This is a genomic window from Psychroserpens luteus (assembly GCF_015319355.1).
Classification (GTDB): domain Bacteria; phylum Bacteroidota; class Bacteroidia; order Flavobacteriales; family Flavobacteriaceae; genus Psychroserpens; species Psychroserpens luteus.
On the sequence record NZ_JADILU010000006.1, the window covers coordinates 54,680 to 76,881 of the forward strand.

Consider the following 22,202-nt stretch of genomic DNA (forward strand, 5'->3'; position numbering starts at 1 on the left):
AATATATGTTAGTTTAAACACTCTAAGGAAACGAAAACGTTTTCGTGTTAATAAGTATTTTTGATTATATCTTAGTGATGTTGAAAGTTCATGCTTCAGCAGTCATAAATGTAAAGCGCAAAAAAAAAGAGACATACTCCTTAGAATATGCCTCTTTTGATAAAGTTTAAGATGTGTTTTAATTACTCAATAATCAACTTTTGAGTTTTCTCTAGGTTGTTACTCTGTAACTTCACAATATAAATACCAGTACTAACCGTTGAAATATTAATTCTATTTTCAAGGGTTGTATAATTTAATTGTGTTGTAGAAACTAGTCTACCTTGAACATCATAGATGTTACACATTGTGTTCTCAGCGAGTTGACCATTAACTACAATTTCTTTCGTCGCTTTTGAAGTGTAGATGTTTAAGTTGTTAAAACTGTTTTCTACAGTAGATAATGCCTCTTCTGTAAACCTTAAGAAGAAACGTCCAGTACCAGATAGATTAGTATTTGGTGTTAATATATAATCTCCAGTTGTTAATAATGTAGAGGTATTAGCCAAATTATCTTCTAAATAGACATTAACTGAGCTTGCTAATGTAGACTCTGCAATACTAAAAGTTAATTGCTCTCCTTGATTAGCATTTACACCAAGCGGTATAATTACTTCTGTACTGAGATTTGTATTGTTTAGTGTTTGAATTCCCAGAGCGAGACCTGTATTCTCTTCAACTAAATGAGAGTATAAAGCAAAGTCATCAACTGAACCCAAAAGACCAGAGTCATAACCAGGATTAAGACCTAAAGTGGCAGTATCATTAAAGTAGAAATCTGTATTAAACATTTTTGTACTATTGGTGATTTGCAATTTTAATTGTGAAATATTTATTACAGTACTGCTTCTTTCGTCTTCAATAAAATCATCTGTATCTCCACTAGAACGCATTCCAGTCGTAAAGTTCACTGTTTCTGATGCAGATTTAGAAGTGACTAGGAATCCTTGACCAGGTGCTATTAATGCATCTGGATTAAAGTCGGAAAACGCTTGATTCCAGATAGTCCATCCAGTAGAAGCATCACCACCATAACCATACACACCACTCCTTTCAATGGTAAATACTGAACCATTTTGAGATAAAAACTCAGATAAAGTAATATACGAAGGGTAAGGGTTACCAATAAGATTCCATTCAGTATTACCTGTTCCGCTACTTACAATTGGTATGGCTTTATCAGTTTTGTTGACAGTTCCTGTAAATATAAAATTACCATCATCAGTAGAAGCTGCTCTGTAACCAATAGCAGGATCAAGAGTTGCAGTTTCAGACGAACTATAAGTTATATATTCGTTAGTCGGTTTTTCAAAAGGACCAAAAAGATACAATGAATTGTCATTATTAGAAACAATATTAGAGTTAGCATCAACAAAAGATGTGAATGTTTGCCCAGTAAGAGGAGCAGATATCAAATCGTTACCAGTAGTGCTAGCTGTTGTGTTTATATGTCTGCTATAGTTTACAGTACCTGTTATAGTTCCATCTAGAATTAAACTAGAGTAGCTGTTTGAAACAGACTCTAATGTGAAGTTGTCTGCAACAGTTAAAGTAGCAACCGCGTCTATAGTTAAACTAGCTCCAGGATTTATAGTTACTGTATTAATGCTAGTGTTAGACGAAATTATAGCGTCACCTGAAGTGATTATGATATTATCACTTGCAGTAGCTACACCATTTGGATCGCTTGGAGACCAATCTGTTCCGTCAAACATGTATTTTTCAAAGAATTTTATATTTAAGTCTCTAAATCTAGTTTCATTAGAGCCTCCTGTAATTTCAAATTTAATACGACCATTTGTTGCTGAAAATGCTGTTACATCAATAATTTGCGTAAAAGTGTCATATGAACCAGGTACTGAAAAAGCGTCAAGTCCTGTATAATCTATTCCGTTGTTAGATACAAACACAGTAAGTTCTTGACCAGAGCTTCCTCCAAATGTGGTTAAATCAAATTCCACTTCAAGAAAATTATATAAAGAAAAATTAATTGGGGCAGTAATAATATCTGAATTAATTGGCATTTTAATGTAACCTTCACTAGATGTTTCGAAAGAAGTTCCGTTAAACTCAAAATCAAACGCTAAGGCTTCATCCCAATCCACTTGATTTCTTAAGCCATTAAAATAAGGAAGGTTAAAAAGTTCTAATACTGTTCCTTGAAGAGTTACTGTGATATCATCTGCATCTCCGCCAGATATCGTGAGTGTATCATTATAGTCGTTACTAATTAAATTTTCTTTTAGTCTTACAAAAATAGAAGTTTCAGTTCCATCAAAATTAGTCAAAGTAATGGTATTACTATAAGTAGTTTGATCTAAAGATAACTCAAAATTGTTGCCTCCTAATGTGAGAATTACATCAGAGTTATCAAGGTTTGCTCCACTAACAGCTAATTCTTGATCTAACGAAGGTCCTTGAGTTTCGATGTAATTTAAATTAATGAGTTCTCCAGGAACAGCAGAAAGAATCGCATCTTCTGATTCAACAAATTTGTAAAGCAAAAGATCTTCTTGAGATCCTGTATAGCAAGCAAATCTTGGAGCTCCAGAATTATATTGTAAATCTCTAGCTGTTACAGCTGCATTGGATGCTATAAAATTTCCACTTGAATAACTGAAATTCCAACGTTGATTATTAGATGATACATTATCTACAACTTGAACATTATTTGAACTACCAGTATAAGATACAAATTTTGCTGTAACATCGTTATAGATTGTTTTCCCTGAACCATCAGTTTGAATGCTCCAAACAATGGAAACATCAGGATTTGTAATTAAATCATCTACAGGTGTTACACTTGCCCTGCTTAAGTAAGTCCCATTGTGAGTGTTGTTCATTGCCCATTCATCTCCCGCTTCGACAATTACATAGTAGCCATCTGTTAGTTGAGCTAATGATGTAATTTTTTCAAATACGCCTACACCATTATAGGTCGCAGGTGGCTCTTCAATATCAAAAGTATTACTGTTTATAGTAGGATACAAATCATCATCAGCAGTTATCACTAATGCAGTACCAATTGCTGTGTGTGTTAAACCTGTAAATGTTGCAACACCATCAACAGGAGTTGCTGTTACAGGATTTCCTGTTAGTGTACCAGTAGAGGTTATTTCTATATCTAAATCGTAACTCGTGTCAATATTACCATTTATGTCAACAGCAGAGACAGTCACATCTGGTGTCATTATAGCATTAACAAAGGTGTTAGAAGGTTGTTGAGAAAAAACCAGTTCGGTTACATAAACATCTACAATAATATCATTACTAACAATATCGCCTAGTAAGAATGGATCCGCAAAACCAGAACCACTAATATTAGCAGCAAAACCATTTGAAGCAGAATCAATTTGAAACTGAATGACACTACTATCTACAATGTTTGTAGTATTTAAGTAAAACCCTAAAACAAATTCTAAAGACGTTCCATCTGTAATAGAGATAGGTGTCCCAAAGTCTAAAATAATCTCTGTATCTGTAATTGTTGTAGTTGGTGTGTAATCGACTAAATTCTCATCATATACAGTGATACCTTGGATGTGGTCTGACCAACCTGCGGTGTTATTTGGTCCAGGTACAAAACGCATCGTGGTAATGTTTGTAGGGAGTCCATCAGCTGTTCCTAGATCTACTACTTCAAATCCAAAAGCATCAAATGCAGTACCACTTGTAGTGCTACTTGCAGCAGTAATAGTTGTTGTTCCTAATTGAAATGTTGGGTCATAGACTTCAGTGTCTGAGTCATTTGGTGCTACACCTGCAGCAACTACAACATCATCTACAACAACACCACGTCCATAATTTCCAATTGCATCAAAAGCAATATAATAATCTGAACTTGGGTTAGGTAGTAAAACAGATTCTTGTGTCCAAGACCCTATTGAACTAGTAAATTCTTGTCCTGGAATAATTGTCCAAGTACCACCAGCAGACGTTTTATAATAAACTCTAAGTTCATCTTGATCACCACTCCAATCTACTTGAGCATGCCAAAAGGATAAAGTTGGGTTAGAAACACCAGATAAATTTAAAGCAGGAGAGATTAATTTAGTTTGGTCACCACCTGTATTATAAAACTGGGCATTGAATGATCCTGTGTTTGCAGAAAGCACATTGCTGTCTCCATCTGTATATATCCAATCTGTTGCTCCAGTTTCATATTCTTGAGACCAACAAGATGGTAATGCACCACCTTCAAACCCTTCAGTAAAAGGAAAAGAATTTACAGTTGTACAAGGTGTCATTGCATCTGCGCTTAAACCAATAGAATATTCTGTATTATCATAAGAGTAAGCTCTGTAATAATATGTTGTTCCTTCTGTTAATCCAGTATGATTAAAAACTGGGTCAGGATCTGCACCAAGACCAACGACTAAAATTTCATCATCACCAAAGAAATTCCCTACTGTTGGAGTTCCTGTTGGTGTATCAAAATTATTATCGGTATTAAATACGATTACGACATTATCTCCAGTAGCATTATTTCCTGGATCATTATCATCATAAGTTAAATCTATTTGTGTAGAAGAACTTGCATTTGCTGCTAAAGCATCTGGGTTTGCTGGACCAGAAACTACAATTGATTCAACTAAAACATCATCCATCCATAATAATCCAGCTCTAGTACTACTAAATTCAAAGCTTAGACCAAAAAAATTATTGAACGTATAATCATTATTTATTCCAGTACCTTGAGATACCAAATTATCAAAACCTCCATCTGTATCAATAAGTAATTCCCAATTACCTGCTGCTGTTCTTATAACTTTAATTCCTACTGTGTCATTTGCATCCCAATTAAATGTTGACGTTACAATAGCTCCATCTGCAGATCCATTAGTTACTTTCCATAAAGTTAAAATATCTGAAGTACCTGTTAGATTAACTCCAACAGCATAACCGTCAACTGAATTTGAGTTTATATTGAATTCATTAGCTGCGAGATATATCCAAAATTTATTTCCCCCAGAAGGATCCCAGTTTCCATTGGCTAAATTAAACTGCCAAGATGTATCTTGGTTTGCTATATCTAATGCTGAGGTATTATATGCAATATAACTAGATCCAGAAGTACCTGAAAGGTTATGTTTTAAAGATCTACTTCCTGTAATTGGATTAGTACTAGAATTTATCCAGTGAAATGCGCTTCCTTGTCCCCAACCGGATAAGTCTCCATCTTCAAAATCATCATCAATGACCTGCCCAAACCCTAAATTTCCTATTAAAAGAAGTACTAAAAATGCGTAAAAATGTTTCATGTGAAGAGGTAATATATAGTTAGTCGATTAAAATGTAAATATCTTGTTCGTTTTTATCTAATTAAAGGAGGCAAATATAGTAAAAGAAATTAATTAAGGTGTTTGCTCATATTAAGTTAGTATTAAGTCTGTTTTTTCAAATAATTAATACTAGTCTACATATTAACTCGTTATGATTTTACATAAAAAAAAGGCACACTTAAATAAGTGTGCCTTTTTTTAATATTTGTAATTATTAATCTAGTTAACAATCACTTTTTGCGATTTTTGAGATATCCCATTATTTAATTTTACAACATAAATTCCTGTTGTAAATCCAGAAATATCAATTTGATTAGAATTACTTCCAGAATCTAATTTTGATGTTAAGATCATGCGACCTTGAATGTCATAGATTTCAATCGTCGTATCATTATCAAGTGCTCCTTTTACGAATAATGTTTTAGGAGATTTCGTTGTATAAATTTGAATGGTTTCAAAGTTTTCTTCTGAAGTTGATAATGCTTCCGCAGAAAATCTAAGGAAAAACCGTCCTGTTCCTGATAAAACTGTATTAGGAGTGAAAATATAATTTGATGTGTTTAATAAAGTAAATGTATTCGTTACAGTATCTTCTAAATACACATCAACACCTTCTGGAATATTATGTTCTGAAATACTAATTGTCAATTGCTCACCTTGATTAGCATTAACTCCTAAAGGAATAGTCACGTCATTGATAGCATTGTAATTAACAGATTGTGCTCCTAAATTTAATCCAGCATTGTTTGATACTAAATGAGAAAAGATAGCAAATTCTGGTGCTTCACTTTGATAGAGACCAGAATCGTATCCAGAATCCATACCAAGTGTTGCATTATCATTAAAATATAGGTCTGTGTTAAATAGTGCATTCTCACGTGATAACTGAAGTTTTACATGAGCAAGATTATTAGTGCCATTTCTACCTACAATAAAGTCATCTGTTGTACCAATAGAACGAGAGTTAACATCAAAAGTAATTTCGCCACCACCAACTTTAGAAGCTACAAGGAATCCTTGACCTGGTGTTATTTTAGCAGTTGGGTTGGCATCAGAATAAGCTTGATTCCATATTGTAAACCCATCTAAAGCAGAGCCATCATAACCATAGACTCCAGAGTTTGTAATGCTAAACTCACTATTGTTATCAGATAAAAAATCTGAAAGTTTAATATATGAAGAGAACGGGTTACCTACCAAATTAAAATCGCTAGCACTTCCAACTGTTATTAGAGTTGTAACTGTTGACGTTAGTACATCACCTGTAAATTCAAAATTTGATCCAATAGCAGCAGTAGAAGCTGTTCTATATCCAATCCCAGCAGTAAGAGGCGTAGCATCGTCTGCAGTTGTAAAATTCGTATAAGTATTTGCATTATTATTAAATGGGCCAAATAAGTATGATGGGACTCCATCAATATTTCCTGACGGTAAATCTGAATTAGCAGTCCTAAATGCTAAAAATGTTTGACTAGGATTAGTAACAGGAGCAGCAATTAAATCATTTGCGCCAGTAGGAGAACCAGGATTTGCAAATTGGTTAACGTGACGATTGTAACTTACCTCACCTTGAACATCATTTGAAATTAATGAAGAGTAACTTGTAGAAACCGAATTCATCTCTAAAGTTCCTTTATTTATAATACTTGCATTAGTAACTAAAGATTGACCAGCAGATATTGATGTTGTACCTAGTGTATTAACATAGAAATTATTAGCTTGAATATTAGTTCCTATGATGTAAGTACCATCATATACATATACGTTATCTGTTCCTGTAGTATTAGAAGGTGGGTTTGGAGACCAACCATTATCTGCATAAAGTAAGCCATCAAAAAGACTAACTAAGCTAAAGTTGTCAAATCCAGAATAACCATCCAGACCATTATCTCTAATGCTTACTTCTAAGCCAATTGTGTTAACTGAATTTGGAATATCTAACCAAACCGTACCTTGACCATCTGTCGCTGTGAAATTTCCGTCTAGTAAAAACACATCTGCTTGAGCTACACCGTCATAAATAAGTGTGTATTTAGCATCATCATTATTGGCATTGTATCCAATTACTTGCCAGTCAAATGATAATTTGATATCAGCGTAAGCACTTATATCTATTGTAGTAAACGTTAATGTTGCAAAACCTGTAGTACCATTACCTTCATCATTTAAATCATTTTCTCCAAAAATATTATTTGAGAATGAATTATAATTTAATGGAGAAGCGCTAGCAATATCAATAACATCATAGTAACCATCAACTCCCCAACCATTATCAAACAAAGGCATAACATTTGATTCATAAGTCCATTCTGGAGTAGATCCATCAAAATCTTGAGAAGCGATTGTGATTAACGGTCCTTCTACTGTGAAAGCACTACTTGCTGCAGGAGATAGACTGCCTCCATAAACTAATAAGGTAGCTACGCTTTCTTTTTCGGTAAATACAATAGTGTTTAATGTTGCAAAACCATTAGTTATTGGATACATGATTAATGCTGGATCTAATGATCCTGCTGCGAGTACGTTTATGGTTCCATTAAAATCTAAATCCTGTACCTCATTTGCATCGGCAGCTTTAACAGTAGGAAAAGGTTTCATTATCTCAAACTGGTAGGTGTCTGTTGGACTTTGAATAAAAACATATTGTGTCGCAGTAACTTCAATTCTATTGTCATCACCTGCTATTGGTGTTTGAGCTCCTCCAGCATCATAAGCATTAAAAATTGAGCCACTTGTTTCATCTGCAACCGCAGAATTTATTATGATTTGAAATTGTTCATTATCAACAATCGTAGGCACATTAAATGTAGCATAGACGTCAAATGTTTTTGAACTATTATCTAGAGCAGAAAGTCCTGTGATTCCACTAAATATTGTGTTATCTGTAATAGTTGTGACTTCGGAAATGTTAGTTGATCCATCAAAAATCGCCATTGCAGCAAATAATGAACTATTATTTACTCCTAATTCTAAATCTGTTAGGATTGTAGGAAGAGCATCAGCATCTGATAATGTATTCCCACCATCTTGAATCGTAAATTCACCAATTTTAATAGCATTACCTGTAGTAAGACCAGAAGTTGCAGTAAAACCTGAGTATGCTATATTATCTGTTGGGTCAAAAGATGTCGCTATAATATTTGAATCTGTACTGTTAGCTGACGTTGAAGTAATGTTACCAATTAATCTAACTGCTGGAATTGCAATTCCAAAAGCACTCCAAGCGCTACGACCTTGCATACGTAGCCATCCTGCGTTTGTTGAAGAATTCCATGCATATAATCTAAATGTAATCGTTCCTGAAGCACCTGAGTTGATACTCAGTCCATTTATGTTAATATTTGTACTAGTGTCTGCAAGTAGAGTAGAAGACGCATCTACTGGAATTCCAGCAGTTGTAAAACCATCTAAACTATAAAATAATTGCCATTCTGCTGGGCCATCAGTATTACGCCTCAATCTCATATCAAGTTCTGTGACTTCAATGTCATAATTTGCGTTAGAAGATGTAGACCATTCAATATAGTCGTTGTTAGTAGCAGCATCTGCTTGAGTTGTTTGATCCCAATTTCTTGTGGAAAAGGCAGTTCCGGCTCTTTGAATAACACCAGATCCTCTAGATAATCCTACTGAGGATATTGAAGGATCATTACCTGTGGCAGTTGGTCCGGGACCATTAGTTCTGTCAATTGTTACAATAGTTTGGGCATAACCAAAAGATGTAAAAAGAATTGTAATTAGTAAAACGTAAATTTTTCTCATAATGTGAATTAATAAATAAAAATATTCCTACATTCTTATTAATGATATGTAATAAATAAAAATTTTGTAGATAGAGGGTTAGCAAAAATAAGGAAATGAAATGAGTTAGTTTAGCAAAAAATACTTAATTAGTAGCGGAATCCTTTGTTTGTAGGAATAATCTTTCTTTTTTAGGAAGATTTTACTATATTGTGTTAAATACTAGAGCAGTCTGCTTAGGTCAATTTAATTTATAGGATATATTTGTATGGAATTTTATGCTTGCTTTGGCTATAATTTGTAAAGCTGCTTTTTCAAAAAAAAATATAATTAATTTCAGTTTACTCTAGATGAAAAAACTATTAATAGTTGTTGGTACTCGACCAAATTATATAAAAGTCACACAATTTAAAAAGGTTGCCGAGAGTGACTATTCTAATCAATTTGATATTAAGATAGTGCATACTGGTCAGCATTTTGATAAATCAATGGCAGATGTGTTTTTTCAACAACTAGATATTTGGCCTGATTTCTTTTTAAATATCAAGCCAGCATCAGCAAACTCTCAAGTTGGTGAAATAATGATGAAATTAGAAAGTATCATTACTTCATTTCAACCAGATATGGTGCTAGTACCAGGAGATGTGAATTCTACATTAGCAGCAGCTTTGACTACCTATAAAATGGGAGTAAAACTTGGACACTTAGAAAGCGGACTGAGAAGTTTTGATCGTTCAATGCCTGAAGAGGTCAATAGAATACTAGTAGATGAGATTACAGATTATTATTTTGTAACCGAACAAAGTGGGATAGATAATCTTATCAAAGAAGGGAAGTCAAAAAATCAAATTCACTTTGTAGGCAATACAATGATTGATACTTTGTATGCCTTTGAAAAAGATATTGTTAATCAAGATTTATTAACTAAATATCATCTCAAAAAAAGAGATTATATTTTGATGACCATTCATAGACCAGCAACTGTAGATAACAAAAAAGGCTTAGAAGAATTGTTGTTACTTTTAAAACGTTTGTCAATTCACAAGCGTATTATTTTCCCAATGCATCCACGAACGTTTAAGAATATTAAATCTTATGGCTTAGAACAGGCTTTTAAAGCTATTGATAATTTAGTTATTGCAGAGCCCATGGATTATTTTAGTTTTCAGAATCTAATTCATAATAGTGCAATGGTTTTAACAGATAGTGGAGGTATACAAGAAGAAACAACCTATAAGCAAATCCCTTGTTTGACCTTGCGTCCAAATACTGAAAGACCTAGTACTATAGAAATAGGCTCAAATACATTACTAAATTTTGATCAAGACAAAATCTTAGAGATGGTTGAAAAAGTGATTTCTGGAGATTATAAGCAAGGAGAAATACCTCGTTTATGGGATGGAAAAGCAACTGAACGTGTTTTAGATGTGATTTCCAAAATAGAATAAGGCCTTTTTGTTGATTTAACTTATCTTTTTGTCTATAGAAAGTATGCCTTCACTCTTTTTAGCCTTGTCAAATTATTGTATTATTGTATTCTATATTATTACAAGCTGAATAGCAACTAATATTTAAAAAGCAATTATTATACTTTATGAGCGTACCACTAGCACTTATTGGTAGAAATAAAATGTTATTTACCAAAGATATTCAGTTTAACCAAGAAGAGTTATATGCTAAAGTATCGACGTCAAAGTTCCTAGTTTTAGGTGGCGCAGGTTCCATTGGTCAAGCTGTTGTCAAAGAAATATTTAAAAGAGACCCACTAAAATTACATGTTGTTGATATTAGCGAGAATAACCTCGTTGAGTTGGTAAGAGATATTCGAAGCTCATTTGGATATATTAAAGGTGATTTTAAAACATTTGCTTTAGATATAGGATCTGTTGAGTATGATGCTTTTATTGAGTATGATGGTCAATATGATTACATCTTAAATTTATCGGCTCTCAAACATGTAAGAAGTGAAAAAGATCCATTTACATTAATGCGAATGATTAATGTGAATATTTTCAATACAGATAAAACGATTCAACAATCTATAGATAATAAAGCAAAAAAATATTTTTGTGTATCCACAGATAAAGCTGCCAATCCAGTAAATATGATGGGAGCTTCAAAGCGCATTATGGAAATGTTTTTAATGCGAAGAAGTGAGCAAATTAATATTTCTACTGCAAGATTTGCAAATGTAGCATTTTCAGATGGGTCGTTACTGCACGGGTTCAATCAACGTATTCAAAAGAAACAACCTATTGTTGCGCCAAATGATATTAAACGCTATTTTGTTGTGCCTCAAGAGGCTGGGGAATTGTGTTTGTCTTCTTGTGTTTTAGGTGGAAATCGAGATATATTTTTCCCGAAATTAGAAGAATCCTTACACTTGATTTCTTTTGCAGATATTGCTGTTAAATATCTTGAAAATCTAGGTTATGAGCCTTATTTATGCGAAACCGAAGACGAAGCGAGAAAAGATATTGAAAAACATATTGCGAATAAAAAATGGCCTTGTTTATTTACTAAAAGTGATACAACAGGAGAAAAGGATTTTGAAGAATTTTTTACAGATTCTGAAGTCTTAGATATGGAACGTTTTAGTGGAATTGGCATCATTAAGAATGAACCAACTTATGATAATGATAAATTAAATTATTTTTCAGACACTATTGAGCAGCTAAAATCTAAGAAATCATGGAACAAAGATATGTTGGTGGATTTGTTTCATTATATGATACCAGATTTTGGCCATAAAGAAACAGGTAAATACTTAGATTCTAAAATGTAATGGGAAACTTTGACGACGTAACAGAGTACATCAAAGAATTATATGGAACGCGTGAATTTATACCATTACACGTGCCTAAATTCCGAGGAAAAGAAAAAGAATATTTAGAACGTTGCATTGATACAACGTTTGTCTCAAGTGTGGGGAAATTTGTAGATCAATTTGAAGATCAAATAGCTCAAATTTCTGGAACAAAAAAAGCGATTGCAGTCGTTAATGGAACTGCAGGTATACAAGTTGCTTTGCGTTTGGTAGGCGTTCAAGCAGGTGATGAGGTGTTAACTCAGGCGCTTACATTTGTTGCTACTGCTAACGCAATCATTTATAATAATGCACATCCTGTATTTTTAGATGTTGATTTAGATACGATGGGATTATCTCCTAAAGCAGTTTCTGCATTTTTAGAAGAATATGGTGAGTTAAGAGACGGAGTTTGCTACAATAAAAAGTCTGGAAGAAAGATAAGCGCATGTTTGCCAATGCATACTTTTGGTTTTCCAGTGCATTTAGATGAGCTGATTTCAGTTTGCAAAAAATGGAATATAAAAATAGTTGAAGATGCTGCCGAATCTCTTGGTAGTGAATACAAAGGGCAGCCTACGGGAAGCTTTGGAGAATTAGGTGTATTTTCATTCAACGGAAATAAAATTGTAACCTCTGGAGGAGGAGGAGCTATTGTTAGTAATTCTATTCCGCTTGCTGAAAAAGGGAAATACTTGACCACAACAGCAAAACAACCACATCCTTATGAGTATTTTCATGATGAGTTAGGTTATAATTATAGAATGCCCAATATTAATGCAGCTTTAGCTTGTGCGCAATTAGAACAGTTAGATGCATTTTTAGCTAAAAAGAGAGCAATTGCTAATTCTTATGCTGAGTTTTTCAATACCAAAGGCATAAAGTTTAGAACCGAATTACCAAACACAAAAGCCAACTATTGGTTGATGTGTGTTGAGCTTGAGAACAAAAAAGAAAGAGATGCCTATTTAGAACATACCAATAGTCAAGGTGTGATGACAAGACCAATTTGGCAATTGATGTTTAGATTGCCAATGTATGAGAACTTTCAAAAGGATAGTCAAAAAAATGCTATATTTCTAGAAAAACGAATTGTAAATATTCCAAGTAGTGTTAGATAATAAGATTGTTTTAGTTGGTTATTCAGGTCATGGATTGGTTGTTGCAGAAAGTGCAATGTCAAGTCAAATGAACTTACAGTTTTATACTGAAATGGAAGAAATGACTGTCAATCCTTTCGATTTAAGTTATCTAGGTTTTGAAAGTGACGATTCATTTTCTCATTGGGAAAAACCTTATGATTACATTTTGGGAATCGGTAACAATGCTATTCGGAAAAAAGTTGCCCAATTGATTTTGAGTAAGAACAAAAGACTTTTGAATGTGATTGATTCGTCTTCTAATATTTCCGAAGAAATTACAATAGGTCAAGGTAATTTTATTGCAAAAAATGCAACAGTGAATATTTTGACGCAAATTGGTGATTATTGTATTTTAAACACAGGTTGTATCGTAGACCATGAATGTCGTATTTCAAATGGTGTTCATATTGCTCCAGGAGCTGTGTTACTTGGTAATGTATCTGTTGGAGAGCAATCATTTATTGGTGCGAATGCAGTTGTCAAAGAAAATATAACAATAGGACGTAACGTCATTATTGGAGCTGGAAGTGTTGTGTTAAACGATGTCCCAGATAATTCAAGAATTGTTGGAAATCCAGGAAGAGCTATATAATATGAGTAAAGTTATTATTATTGCTGAAGCAGGTGTAAATCACAATGGAGATATAAATACTGCAAAACAGTTAATCGATGCAGCAGCTTTTGCTGAGGTAGATTATGTGAAGTTTCAAACGTTTAAAGCAGATACGATTGTTAGTCAGTCAGCTAAAAAAGCCGATTACCAATCCAAAAATACTGGAAATAGCGAGCAGTCTCAATACGAAATGCTTAAGCAATTAGAATTAAGTGAAAACGATCACGACGAGTTGATGGCATATTGTGATTTGAAGAATATTCAGTTTCTATCTAGTGCTTTTGATGTAGAAGGTGTTTCTTATTTGAATGATTTAGGATTGAACCTATTTAAAGTGCCAAGTGGCGAAATTACTAATTTTCCATATTTAAGAGCTATTGCACAAACTAAAAAACCTGTAGTTTTATCAACAGGAATGGCGAGTACAGGTGATATTGAATCTGCGATTAAAGTTTTGTTAGACTTCGGGACAAAAAAAGAACAACTCACTATATTACATTGTAATACCGAATACCCAACACCAATGAAAGATGTGAATCTTCATGCAATGAATAGTATTAAGACGCAATTTGGTGTTCAAGTTGGATATTCTGATCATACTTTAGGTATTGAGGTGCCTATTGCTGCAGTAGCTTTAGGAGCGCGAGTTATAGAAAAACATTTTACGCTCGATAATACACTACCCGGTCCAGATCATAAAGCATCTTTAGAACCAGAAGCTTTAAAAGAGATGGTTTTGTCAATTAGAAATATTGAAGAGGCTATTTCTGGAGATGGTATTAAACAACCTTCAGAGAGTGAACAAAAAAATAGGCCTATTGCACGTAAGAGCATCCATTTATCAAAAGATATTAAGAAGGGAACAGTGATTACAGAAGCTGATATGATTCCGCTACGTCCTGGGCATGGGATTTCTCCTATGGAATGGAATACGGTTTTAGGTAAGACGACAACTAGAGATTTAAAAAAACATGATTTACTAAATTGGGCAGATTTATCATGAAAATAGGTGTTTTAACAAGTTCTAGAGCAGATTATGGTATTTATGTACCATTACTTCGGAAATTGAAAACTGATGAATTTTTTCAACTAGAAATTATCGCTTTCGGAACTCATGTTTCAAAAACACATGGATACACATTAACAAATATTGAAACTGATGGCTATACTATTATTCATAAAATAGACTCATTAGAAGATGATGATAGTACAAAAGGCATTGCTAAATCATATGGTCAAACAGTTTTAAAATTTGCTGAGTTTTGGCAAAACAACACATTTGATTTAGTGTTTTGTTTAGGAGACCGTTTTGAAATGAGTGCAGCTGTGCAAGCAAGTATCCCCTTTGGTGTCAAGTTAGCGCACATTCATGGAGGCGAAACAACATTAGGTGCTATTGATAATATTTATCGTCACCAAATTACTCTGGCTTCACAATTACACTTTGTTTCTACATTAGATTATAAGAGAAAAGTAGCAGCTCTTACAGGAACTTTAGAAAATATATACGATGTTGGCGCATTGAGTTTGGATAATATTAAGAGCTATCAACCTATTGATAAAACTACCTTTTTAGAAAAATTTCAAATTAAAAATGAAGATTTTGCATTGGTAACATTTCATCCAGAAACGGTTGCTGTAGATTCAAATATGTCTTACGCAAAACATATGCGAGATGCTTTGGCAGAATTAAGTGAGACACTAAATATTGTGATTACGATGCCTAATGCAGATACGCTTGGTAGTGTATATCGTGAACAGTTGCATCAATTAAAATCGCAAATTCCAGACAAAATTCTACTGATTGAAAATTTTGGAAAAACGAATTATTTTTCAGCAATGTATTACGCTAAATTAATGATAGGTAATACCTCTAGTGGTATTATTGAAGCAGCATCTTTTGGTAAACATGTCATTAATGTAGGATCTAGACAAAAGGGTAGAGCGCATGGTGAGAATGTTTTTGATGTAGCTTTTGATTCAAAAAAGATAGTTGAAAAAACAAATGAAGTGCTTAAGTTGCCTAGTTTTGGCAATGAAAATATATATTACAAAGGAGAAACTGCAGATTCTATTATAAAAACAATAAAACAGTATGATTAATTACAAAGATCACTTAATAACTAGTGGTACATCCATTAGAGATGCACTAAAAAGGCTGGATCTTTTAGCTGGTGATGCTATCATATTTGTTGTTGATGAAGATGATAAATTAAAAGGTTCGTTAACTGATGGAGATGTGCGACGTGGTTTGTTGAAAGGTGTTACTATTGAAGAGCCTGTGAGTAAAATAATTCAGGATCACCCTAAATTCATTAAAAAAGGCTCAAGGGATATTTATCAAATTATTGAATATAGAAAACTAAATTTCAGAATTATACCTGTCATAGATGATAATGACAAAGTAATTAATGTATTGAATTTTAGGTATATGCGTTCGTATTTACCTATAGATGCAATCATTATGGCTGGAGGAAGAGGTCAGCGTTTAAGACCATTGACAGACAATACACCAAAGCCATTGTTAAAGGTTGGTGATAAATCTATAATGGAACACAATGTTGATAGGCTAGCATTATACGGAATTGATGATTTTTGGTTTTCAGTGAAATACCTGGGAGATCAAATTGTAGATTATTTCGGTGATGGAAAAGATAAAAATCGTTCTATTCATTATGTTTGGGAGGATGAACCAATGGGAACCATTGGATCTGTGTCAAAAATTGATAATTTAGAACATGAACACGTATTGGTCTCTAATTCTGATATTTTGACCAATCTTGATTACGAAGCCTTTTATTTAGATTTTCTAAGTAAAGATGCTGACTTTGCAGTAGTGACTATTCCTTACAATGTGAGTATTCCTTATGCTGTTTTAGAAACTTCTAATGGTCATGTTTTGGATTTTAAAGAGAAACCAACATATACCTATTATTCTAATGGTGGAATCTATTTAATGAAGCGTTCTATGTTAGATTATATTCCTAAAGGAGCACATTTTAATGCTACTGATTTAATGGAAAAACTAATTGCCGAAAAGAAAAAGGTCATATCTTATCCTTTAGTAGGCTATTGGCTTGATGTTGGTAAACATGAAGATTTTGAAAAAGCACAAAAAGATATTAATACTATAAAATTTTAATGTTGAAACCATTAATTGTCATACCAGCAAGAGGAGGTTCAAAAGGTGTTCCTGGTAAGAATATTAAATTGCTAAACGGAAAACCTTTAATTCATTATACAATAGAAGCTGCACAAGGTGTTTTTGAAAATCAATATATTTATGTGAGTACAGATTCTATAGCGATTAAACAGGTCGTAGAAGAAACAGGACTTAAAATTCCTTTTTTGAGACCAGAATATTTGGCAACAGATACAGCTAATTCAAGAGATGTTTTGCTTCATGCGTTAGAACAATTTGAATTAGTTAATCATATAGAACCTGATGTTATTATTTTATTACAGCCCACTTCGCCATTTCGAAATCAAAAACATATCAAAGAAGCTTTGAAATTATATTCTAACGATATAGATATGGTAGTTTCAGTTAAAGAAACTAGTGCCAATCCATATTATGTGTTGTTCGAAGAAGATGATAATAAATTTTTAAAAAAATCTAAGGATAGTAATGTTTTAAGACGACAAGATTTACCTAAAGTTTGGGAACTTAATGGCGCAATTTATATAATAAATCCTAAATCTATCAAAGATAAATTAATAGGAGAATTTAAAAAAGTCGTAAAATATCAAATGGATGATGTGACATCTATTGATATAGATACACCATTAGATTGGGAGTTTGCAGAATTTATAGCTCGCAAAAACTCGTTTTAAATCTGTTTTAAAATGTTAACATCTGAAAAAAAATAGGTTATATTTTATTATCTAAAACTCAATTATTGCTCATTGAGTAGACTGTTTTAGTTTATGGAATTTAATTCACAGCAGTATTTTAGTTTTTATAGATGGTAGGGGTTTACAAAAAAATCAACCTATAAATATATTAATTGTTTGATCTTATGTCCTGATACAGAAAGGCACAGTATTATAGAAATAGGTCTCAATACATTATTTAAGTATAAAGTTATAATTGACTTTTTTATTGGATGATAAAAAATGATTCTTCTTTATAAGACTTTTGATTTAAAAGCGATTAAGCTTCAATAATTTATTTTTATAATTAGATTTGCAAAAAAAATAAGTTTAAAAGTTGATTCTAATTAAATAAAGGTATTTTAAAATTTGTCTTTATTTAGAATTAATATAGAGCCTCACAGTTCGTGAATTTATAAATAGCACTATTATTTAGATAAGAATTAATTATATAGTTAAAAATGAGTAAAAAAATTATTATTACTGGCGGAGCAGGTTTTATTGGTTCTCATGTTGTAAGATTGTTTGTAAATAAGTATCCTGAATATGAAATTATAAATTTAGATAGTCTTACTTATGCAGGAAATCTTCATAACTTGAAAGACTTAGAAAGTAATGAAAATTATAAGTTTATTAAAGGAGATATCACAGATGAAAGCTTCGTCAACGATTTGTTTAGTAAAGTTAAACCAGATGGCGTTATTCATTTAGCTGCGGAATCTCATGTAGATCGTTCAATTACTGATCCATTAGCCTTTGCAAAGACTAATGTTTTAGGAACAATGATTTTGCTTAATGCTTTTAAGAATTTGTGGAGTGATAACTGGGAAAATAAAATATTCTATCATATAAGTACAGATGAGGTTTATGGTTCATTGGGTAAGGAAGGTTTGTTTTTGGAAACCACACCTTATAGTCCAAATTCTCCTTATTCAGCATCTAAAGCTAGTTCAGATCATTTTGTGAGAGCTTATGGTGAAACTTACAATTTACCCTATGTAATATCTAATTGCTCTAATAATTATGGGTCTTATCAATTCCCTGAGAAATTGATTCCATTATTTATCAATAATATTATTAATAATAAGTCTTTACCAGTTTATGGAGACGGTAATTATACTAGAGATTGGTTATATGTAGTAGATCACGCTATTGCAATTGACTTAATTTTTCATAAAGGAGTTTTAACAGAAACCTATAATATAGGTGGTTTTAATGAATGGAAAAATATTGATTTGGTAAAGTTGTTATGTCAACAAATGGATATTAAGTTAAATCGAAAACAAGGTACAAGTGAAAAGCTTATAACTTATGTTAAAGATCGTCCAGGTCATGATTTGCGATATGCGATTGATGCATCAAAAATTAATAAAGCATTAGGATGGGAGCCAAGTGTTACTTTTGAAGAAGGATTATCTAAGACTATTGATTGGTATTTAGAAAATAATGAATGGTTAGATAATGTGAATTCTAGTGCTTATAAAAACTATTATAAAGAACAATACAAATAAGATATGAAAGGCATTATACTTGCAGGTGGTTCAGGAACGAGATTATACCCATTAACCAAGGGGACATCTAAACAGTTATTACCAATACACGATAAACCTATGATTTACTATCCTTTGTCTGTTCTAATGTTAGCAGGTATTAAGGATGTTTTGATTATATCAACACCAATAGATTTACCAAGATTTGAGATTTTACTTGGTGATGGTTCAGATTTAGGGATGAAATTCAGTTATGTAGAACAACCTTCTCCTGATGGTTTAGCGCAGGCTTTTATTTTAGGGGAAGATTTTATCGGGACAGATGATGTTTGTTTAGTATTGGGAGATAACATATTTTACGGTCATGGATTAAATAAATTATTAGCCAAATCGATTCGTAATGTAACTGAACATAAAAAAGCTACTGTTTTTGGTTATTATGTAAAAGATCCTGAGCGTTATGGTGTAGTAGAGTTTGATAAAAAACAAAATGTTATAAGTATTGAAGAAAAACCAGAACTACCTAAGAGTCATTATGCTGTTGTAGGTCTGTATTTTTATCCTAATAGTGTTATTGATATTGCAAAAACTATAAAACCAAGCCATAGAGGAGAACTAGAGATTACAACTGTAAATCAGACTTACCTTAAAAATGAAAATCTAAAAGTTTTACTTATGGGTCGAGGATTTGCTTGGTTAGATACAGGTACCCATGATAGTCTCTTAGAGGCGTCAAACTATATTCAAACCATAGAAAATAGACAAGGATTAAAAGTAGCATGTTTAGAAGAAATTGCTTTTGAAATGGGCTATATTAATAAAAGTCAACTATTAGAACTTGCAGAGCCTCTAAAGAAGAACGGTTATGGACAATATTTAATTGAACGAGCTAATGAATTATAATTTATGAAATTTTTAAGAACAGAAATACCTGATGTTATTATATGTAAGCCAGATGTTTATGGTGATGATCGTGGGTTTTTTATGGAGACATTTCGAGAAGATAAGTTAACTGATTTTCTAGGTTATAAAATTGATTTTTGTCAAGATAACGAGTCAAAATCTACTTTTGGTGTTTTACGAGGTTTGCATTATCAGCTTCCACCATTTGCACAAACAAAACTGGTACGAGTAATTGAAGGTAGTGTGTTAGATGTTGCAGTAGATATTAGAAAAGATTCACCTACATTTGGTAAGCATGTTAGTGTAGAACTTACAGGAGAAAATAAAAAGCAATTGTTAATACCTAAGGGATTTGCCCATGGGTTCTTAGTGCTTAGTGATACCGCTCAATTTGCATATAAAGTGGATAACTATTACAGCCCAGAGCACGATAGAGGTATCGCATATGATGCACAAGAATTAAATATAGATTGGAAATTGCCTGTAGATAAATTAAAATTGTCATTAAAAGACAATCGACAATTATCATTTGATGAAGCAGATTTTTTTTGAAATGAATCCTAATTCAATATGAATGCGATTTTTCAAACAATAGAAATTACCATATTAGATTATCTCTAATATTTTAGACTGTTTTAAATAATGTGATTAGTTTTGCACTCTAAGTAATTGAAATTTTAGAAAAATCAAATAATCTTATAAGTGATGTGTTTATTATTTATTAGGTGTTGAACTTGAATTAATTAAAATAACATAAGTAAATTTCTTAAATCGTTAAGAAGTAAAAATATAATTTAGTTAGAAAATGCAAAAAATAAAAAACATTTGCTGTATTGGTGCTGGATATGTTGGTGGTCCAACTATGGCAGTCATTGCTCAAAAGTGCCCAGACATTAATGTTACGGTTGTAGATATTAATGAACAAAGAATAAATTCATGGAATGATCCTGATTTTTCAAAAATCCCAATATATGAACCAGGTTTAGCAGATGTAGTTAAGGATTCTAGAGATAGAAACTTGTTTTTCTCTACAGATGTTGATGCTGCAATAGAGAAAGCAGATATTATTTTTATTTCAGTAAATACACCTACTAAAACTTATGGTATTGGTAAGGGAATGGCAGCCGATTTAAAATGGATAGAACTTTGTGCACGACAAATAGCTAGAGTTTCAGTCACAGATAAAATTGTTGTAGAGAAGTCTACATTGCCAGTAAGAACAGCAAATGCACTAAAAAGTATTTTAGAAAATACAGGTAATGGTGTTAAATTTCAAATTTTATCAAATCCTGAATTCCTTGCAGAAGGTACTGCTGTAGCCGATTTAATGGCTCCAGATCGTGTGTTAATTGGAGGAGATGTAGCTACAAAAGAAGGAAGAACTGCGATACAAACCTTAGTCGATATTTATGCCAATTGGGTTGATAAAGACCGTATTTTGACAACCAACGTGTGGTCATCAGAGTTATCTAAACTTACAGCTAATGCTTTTCTTGCCCAAAGAGTCTCGAGTATAAATGCAATGAGCGAGCTTTGTGAAAAAACGGGTGCAGATGTTAATGAGGTAGCTCGTGCTATAGGTATGGACTCACGCATTGGGTCTAAATTTTTAAAATCGTCTGTTGGTTTTGGAGGATCTTGCTTTCAAAAAGATATTCTTAATTTAGTTTATATCTCAAAATCACTAGGGTTGAATGAGGTTGCAGATTATTGGGAACAAGTGGTCATTATGAATGATCATCAAAAGAATCGTTTTGCTGCTAACATCGTGAAAACATTATTCAATACGGTTTCTGGCAAAAAGATAACATTTTTGGGATGGGCATTTAAAAAAGATACTAATGATACAAGAGAATCGGCAGCGATTCATGTAGCAGATTTCTTGCTCAAGGAACATGCAAACATAGTGGTTTATGATCCAAAGGTGACTGCAGATCAAATTTATAAAGATTTGGATTATCTTGAAGGTAATGATTTAGAAACTATAAAAAAATTATTAACTGTTGAGACCGATCCATATAAGGCTTGTGAAAACTCACACGCTATTGCGGTTTTGACAGAGTGGGACGAGTTTAAAACTTACAATTGGCAGTCTATTTATGACAATATGTTGAAACCTGCTTCTGTATTTGATGGGCGAAATATATTGGATTTAGATAAATTAAAAGCTATAGGATTTAATGTGGATGGTATTGGGAAGCCTTAAGCAGATAATTATTATAACCTGATTAACTTTTGTTGTAACTATTAATTAATATAGGAAGATAATCATTTTGTAGACTAGATAAATCAATAAAGTCATGTGTAAAGCAT

General features: G+C 32.6%; 14 protein-coding genes. 12 read left to right on the forward strand and 2 right to left on the reverse strand.

Going from position 1 to position 22,202, the window contains the following annotated elements:
* Positions 1 to 182 precede the first annotated feature (182 nt).
* Both IM744_RS14330 and IM744_RS14335 read right to left on the reverse strand, forming a co-directional pair.
* Complete coding sequence (locus IM744_RS14330; protein WP_194508846.1) at positions 183 to 5,300, reverse strand: T9SS type A sorting domain-containing protein; 5,118 nt, start codon at positions 5,298 to 5,300, stop codon at positions 183 to 185.
* 240 nt (positions 5,301 to 5,540) lie between these two features.
* The gene (locus IM744_RS14335) at positions 5,541 to 9,083 is read right to left on the reverse strand and encodes a T9SS type A sorting domain-containing protein (protein ID WP_194508847.1); all 3,543 of its coding nucleotides are present in this window, start codon (positions 9,081 to 9,083) and stop codon (positions 5,541 to 5,543) included.
* Between the two features lie 329 nt (positions 9,084 to 9,412).
* Here IM744_RS14335 and wecB point away from each other — a divergent pair, with 329 nt between their 5' ends.
* From wecB to IM744_RS14395, 12 genes are all read left to right on the forward strand, one after another.
* Positions 9,413 to 10,510 carry a non-hydrolyzing UDP-N-acetylglucosamine 2-epimerase gene (wecB, locus tag IM744_RS14340; protein WP_194508848.1) on the forward strand — a complete coding sequence of 366 codons (1,098 nt, stop codon included), beginning with the start codon at positions 9,413 to 9,415 and terminating at the stop codon, positions 10,508 to 10,510.
* Positions 10,511 to 10,656: 146 nt separating this feature from the next.
* Positions 10,657 to 11,847 (forward strand): UDP-N-acetylglucosamine 4,6-dehydratase, encoded by a 1,191-nt coding sequence (locus IM744_RS14345; RefSeq protein ID WP_194508849.1) that lies wholly within the window; start codon positions 10,657 to 10,659, stop codon positions 11,845 to 11,847.
* On the forward strand, positions 11,847 to 12,989 hold the full coding sequence (locus IM744_RS14350; RefSeq protein ID WP_194508850.1) for a LegC family aminotransferase: 1,143 nt from the start codon (positions 11,847 to 11,849) through the stop codon (positions 12,987 to 12,989). Before IM744_RS14345 ends, IM744_RS14350 begins: the two co-directional genes overlap by 1 nt.
* The gene (locus IM744_RS14355; protein WP_194508851.1) at positions 12,979 to 13,602 is read left to right on the forward strand and encodes an acetyltransferase; all 624 of its coding nucleotides are present in this window, start codon (positions 12,979 to 12,981) and stop codon (positions 13,600 to 13,602) included. The genes IM744_RS14350 and IM744_RS14355 overlap by 11 nt, the downstream gene beginning before the upstream one ends.
* Before the next feature lies 1 nt (position 13,603).
* Positions 13,604 to 14,626, forward strand: a complete 1,023-nt coding sequence (gene neuB, locus IM744_RS14360; RefSeq protein WP_194508852.1) for an N-acetylneuraminate synthase — start codon at positions 13,604 to 13,606, stop codon at positions 14,624 to 14,626.
* Positions 14,623 to 15,726, forward strand: coding sequence for a UDP-N-acetylglucosamine 2-epimerase (neuC, locus tag IM744_RS14365; RefSeq protein WP_194508853.1), 1,104 nt, complete (start codon positions 14,623 to 14,625; stop codon positions 15,724 to 15,726). The genes neuB and neuC overlap by 4 nt, the downstream gene beginning before the upstream one ends.
* Positions 15,719 to 16,765, forward strand: coding sequence for a nucleotidyltransferase family protein (locus IM744_RS14370; protein WP_194508854.1), 1,047 nt, complete (start codon positions 15,719 to 15,721; stop codon positions 16,763 to 16,765). The genes neuC and IM744_RS14370 overlap by 8 nt, the downstream gene beginning before the upstream one ends.
* A complete protein-coding gene (locus IM744_RS14375) occupies positions 16,765 to 17,457 on the forward strand; it encodes an acylneuraminate cytidylyltransferase family protein (RefSeq protein ID WP_241738336.1) in 693 nt (230 codons plus the stop codon). The genes IM744_RS14370 and IM744_RS14375 overlap by 1 nt, the downstream gene beginning before the upstream one ends.
* A 500-nt stretch (positions 17,458 to 17,957) precedes the next feature.
* Complete coding sequence (gene rfbB, locus IM744_RS14380) at positions 17,958 to 19,007, forward strand: dTDP-glucose 4,6-dehydratase (RefSeq protein ID WP_194508855.1); 1,050 nt, start codon at positions 17,958 to 17,960, stop codon at positions 19,005 to 19,007.
* 3 nt (positions 19,008 to 19,010) lie between these two features.
* Complete coding sequence (gene rfbA, locus IM744_RS14385) at positions 19,011 to 19,889, forward strand: glucose-1-phosphate thymidylyltransferase RfbA (RefSeq protein ID WP_194508856.1); 879 nt, start codon at positions 19,011 to 19,013, stop codon at positions 19,887 to 19,889.
* Between the two features lie 3 nt (positions 19,890 to 19,892).
* Entirely contained in the window at positions 19,893 to 20,441 is a 549-nt protein-coding gene (gene rfbC / locus IM744_RS14390; RefSeq protein ID WP_194508857.1) for a dTDP-4-dehydrorhamnose 3,5-epimerase, read from the forward strand.
* Positions 20,442 to 20,694: 253 nt separating this feature from the next.
* Positions 20,695 to 22,095 (forward strand): nucleotide sugar dehydrogenase, encoded by a 1,401-nt coding sequence (locus IM744_RS14395; protein ID WP_194508858.1) that lies wholly within the window; start codon positions 20,695 to 20,697, stop codon positions 22,093 to 22,095.
* Positions 22,096 to 22,202: the final 107 nt, after the last annotated feature.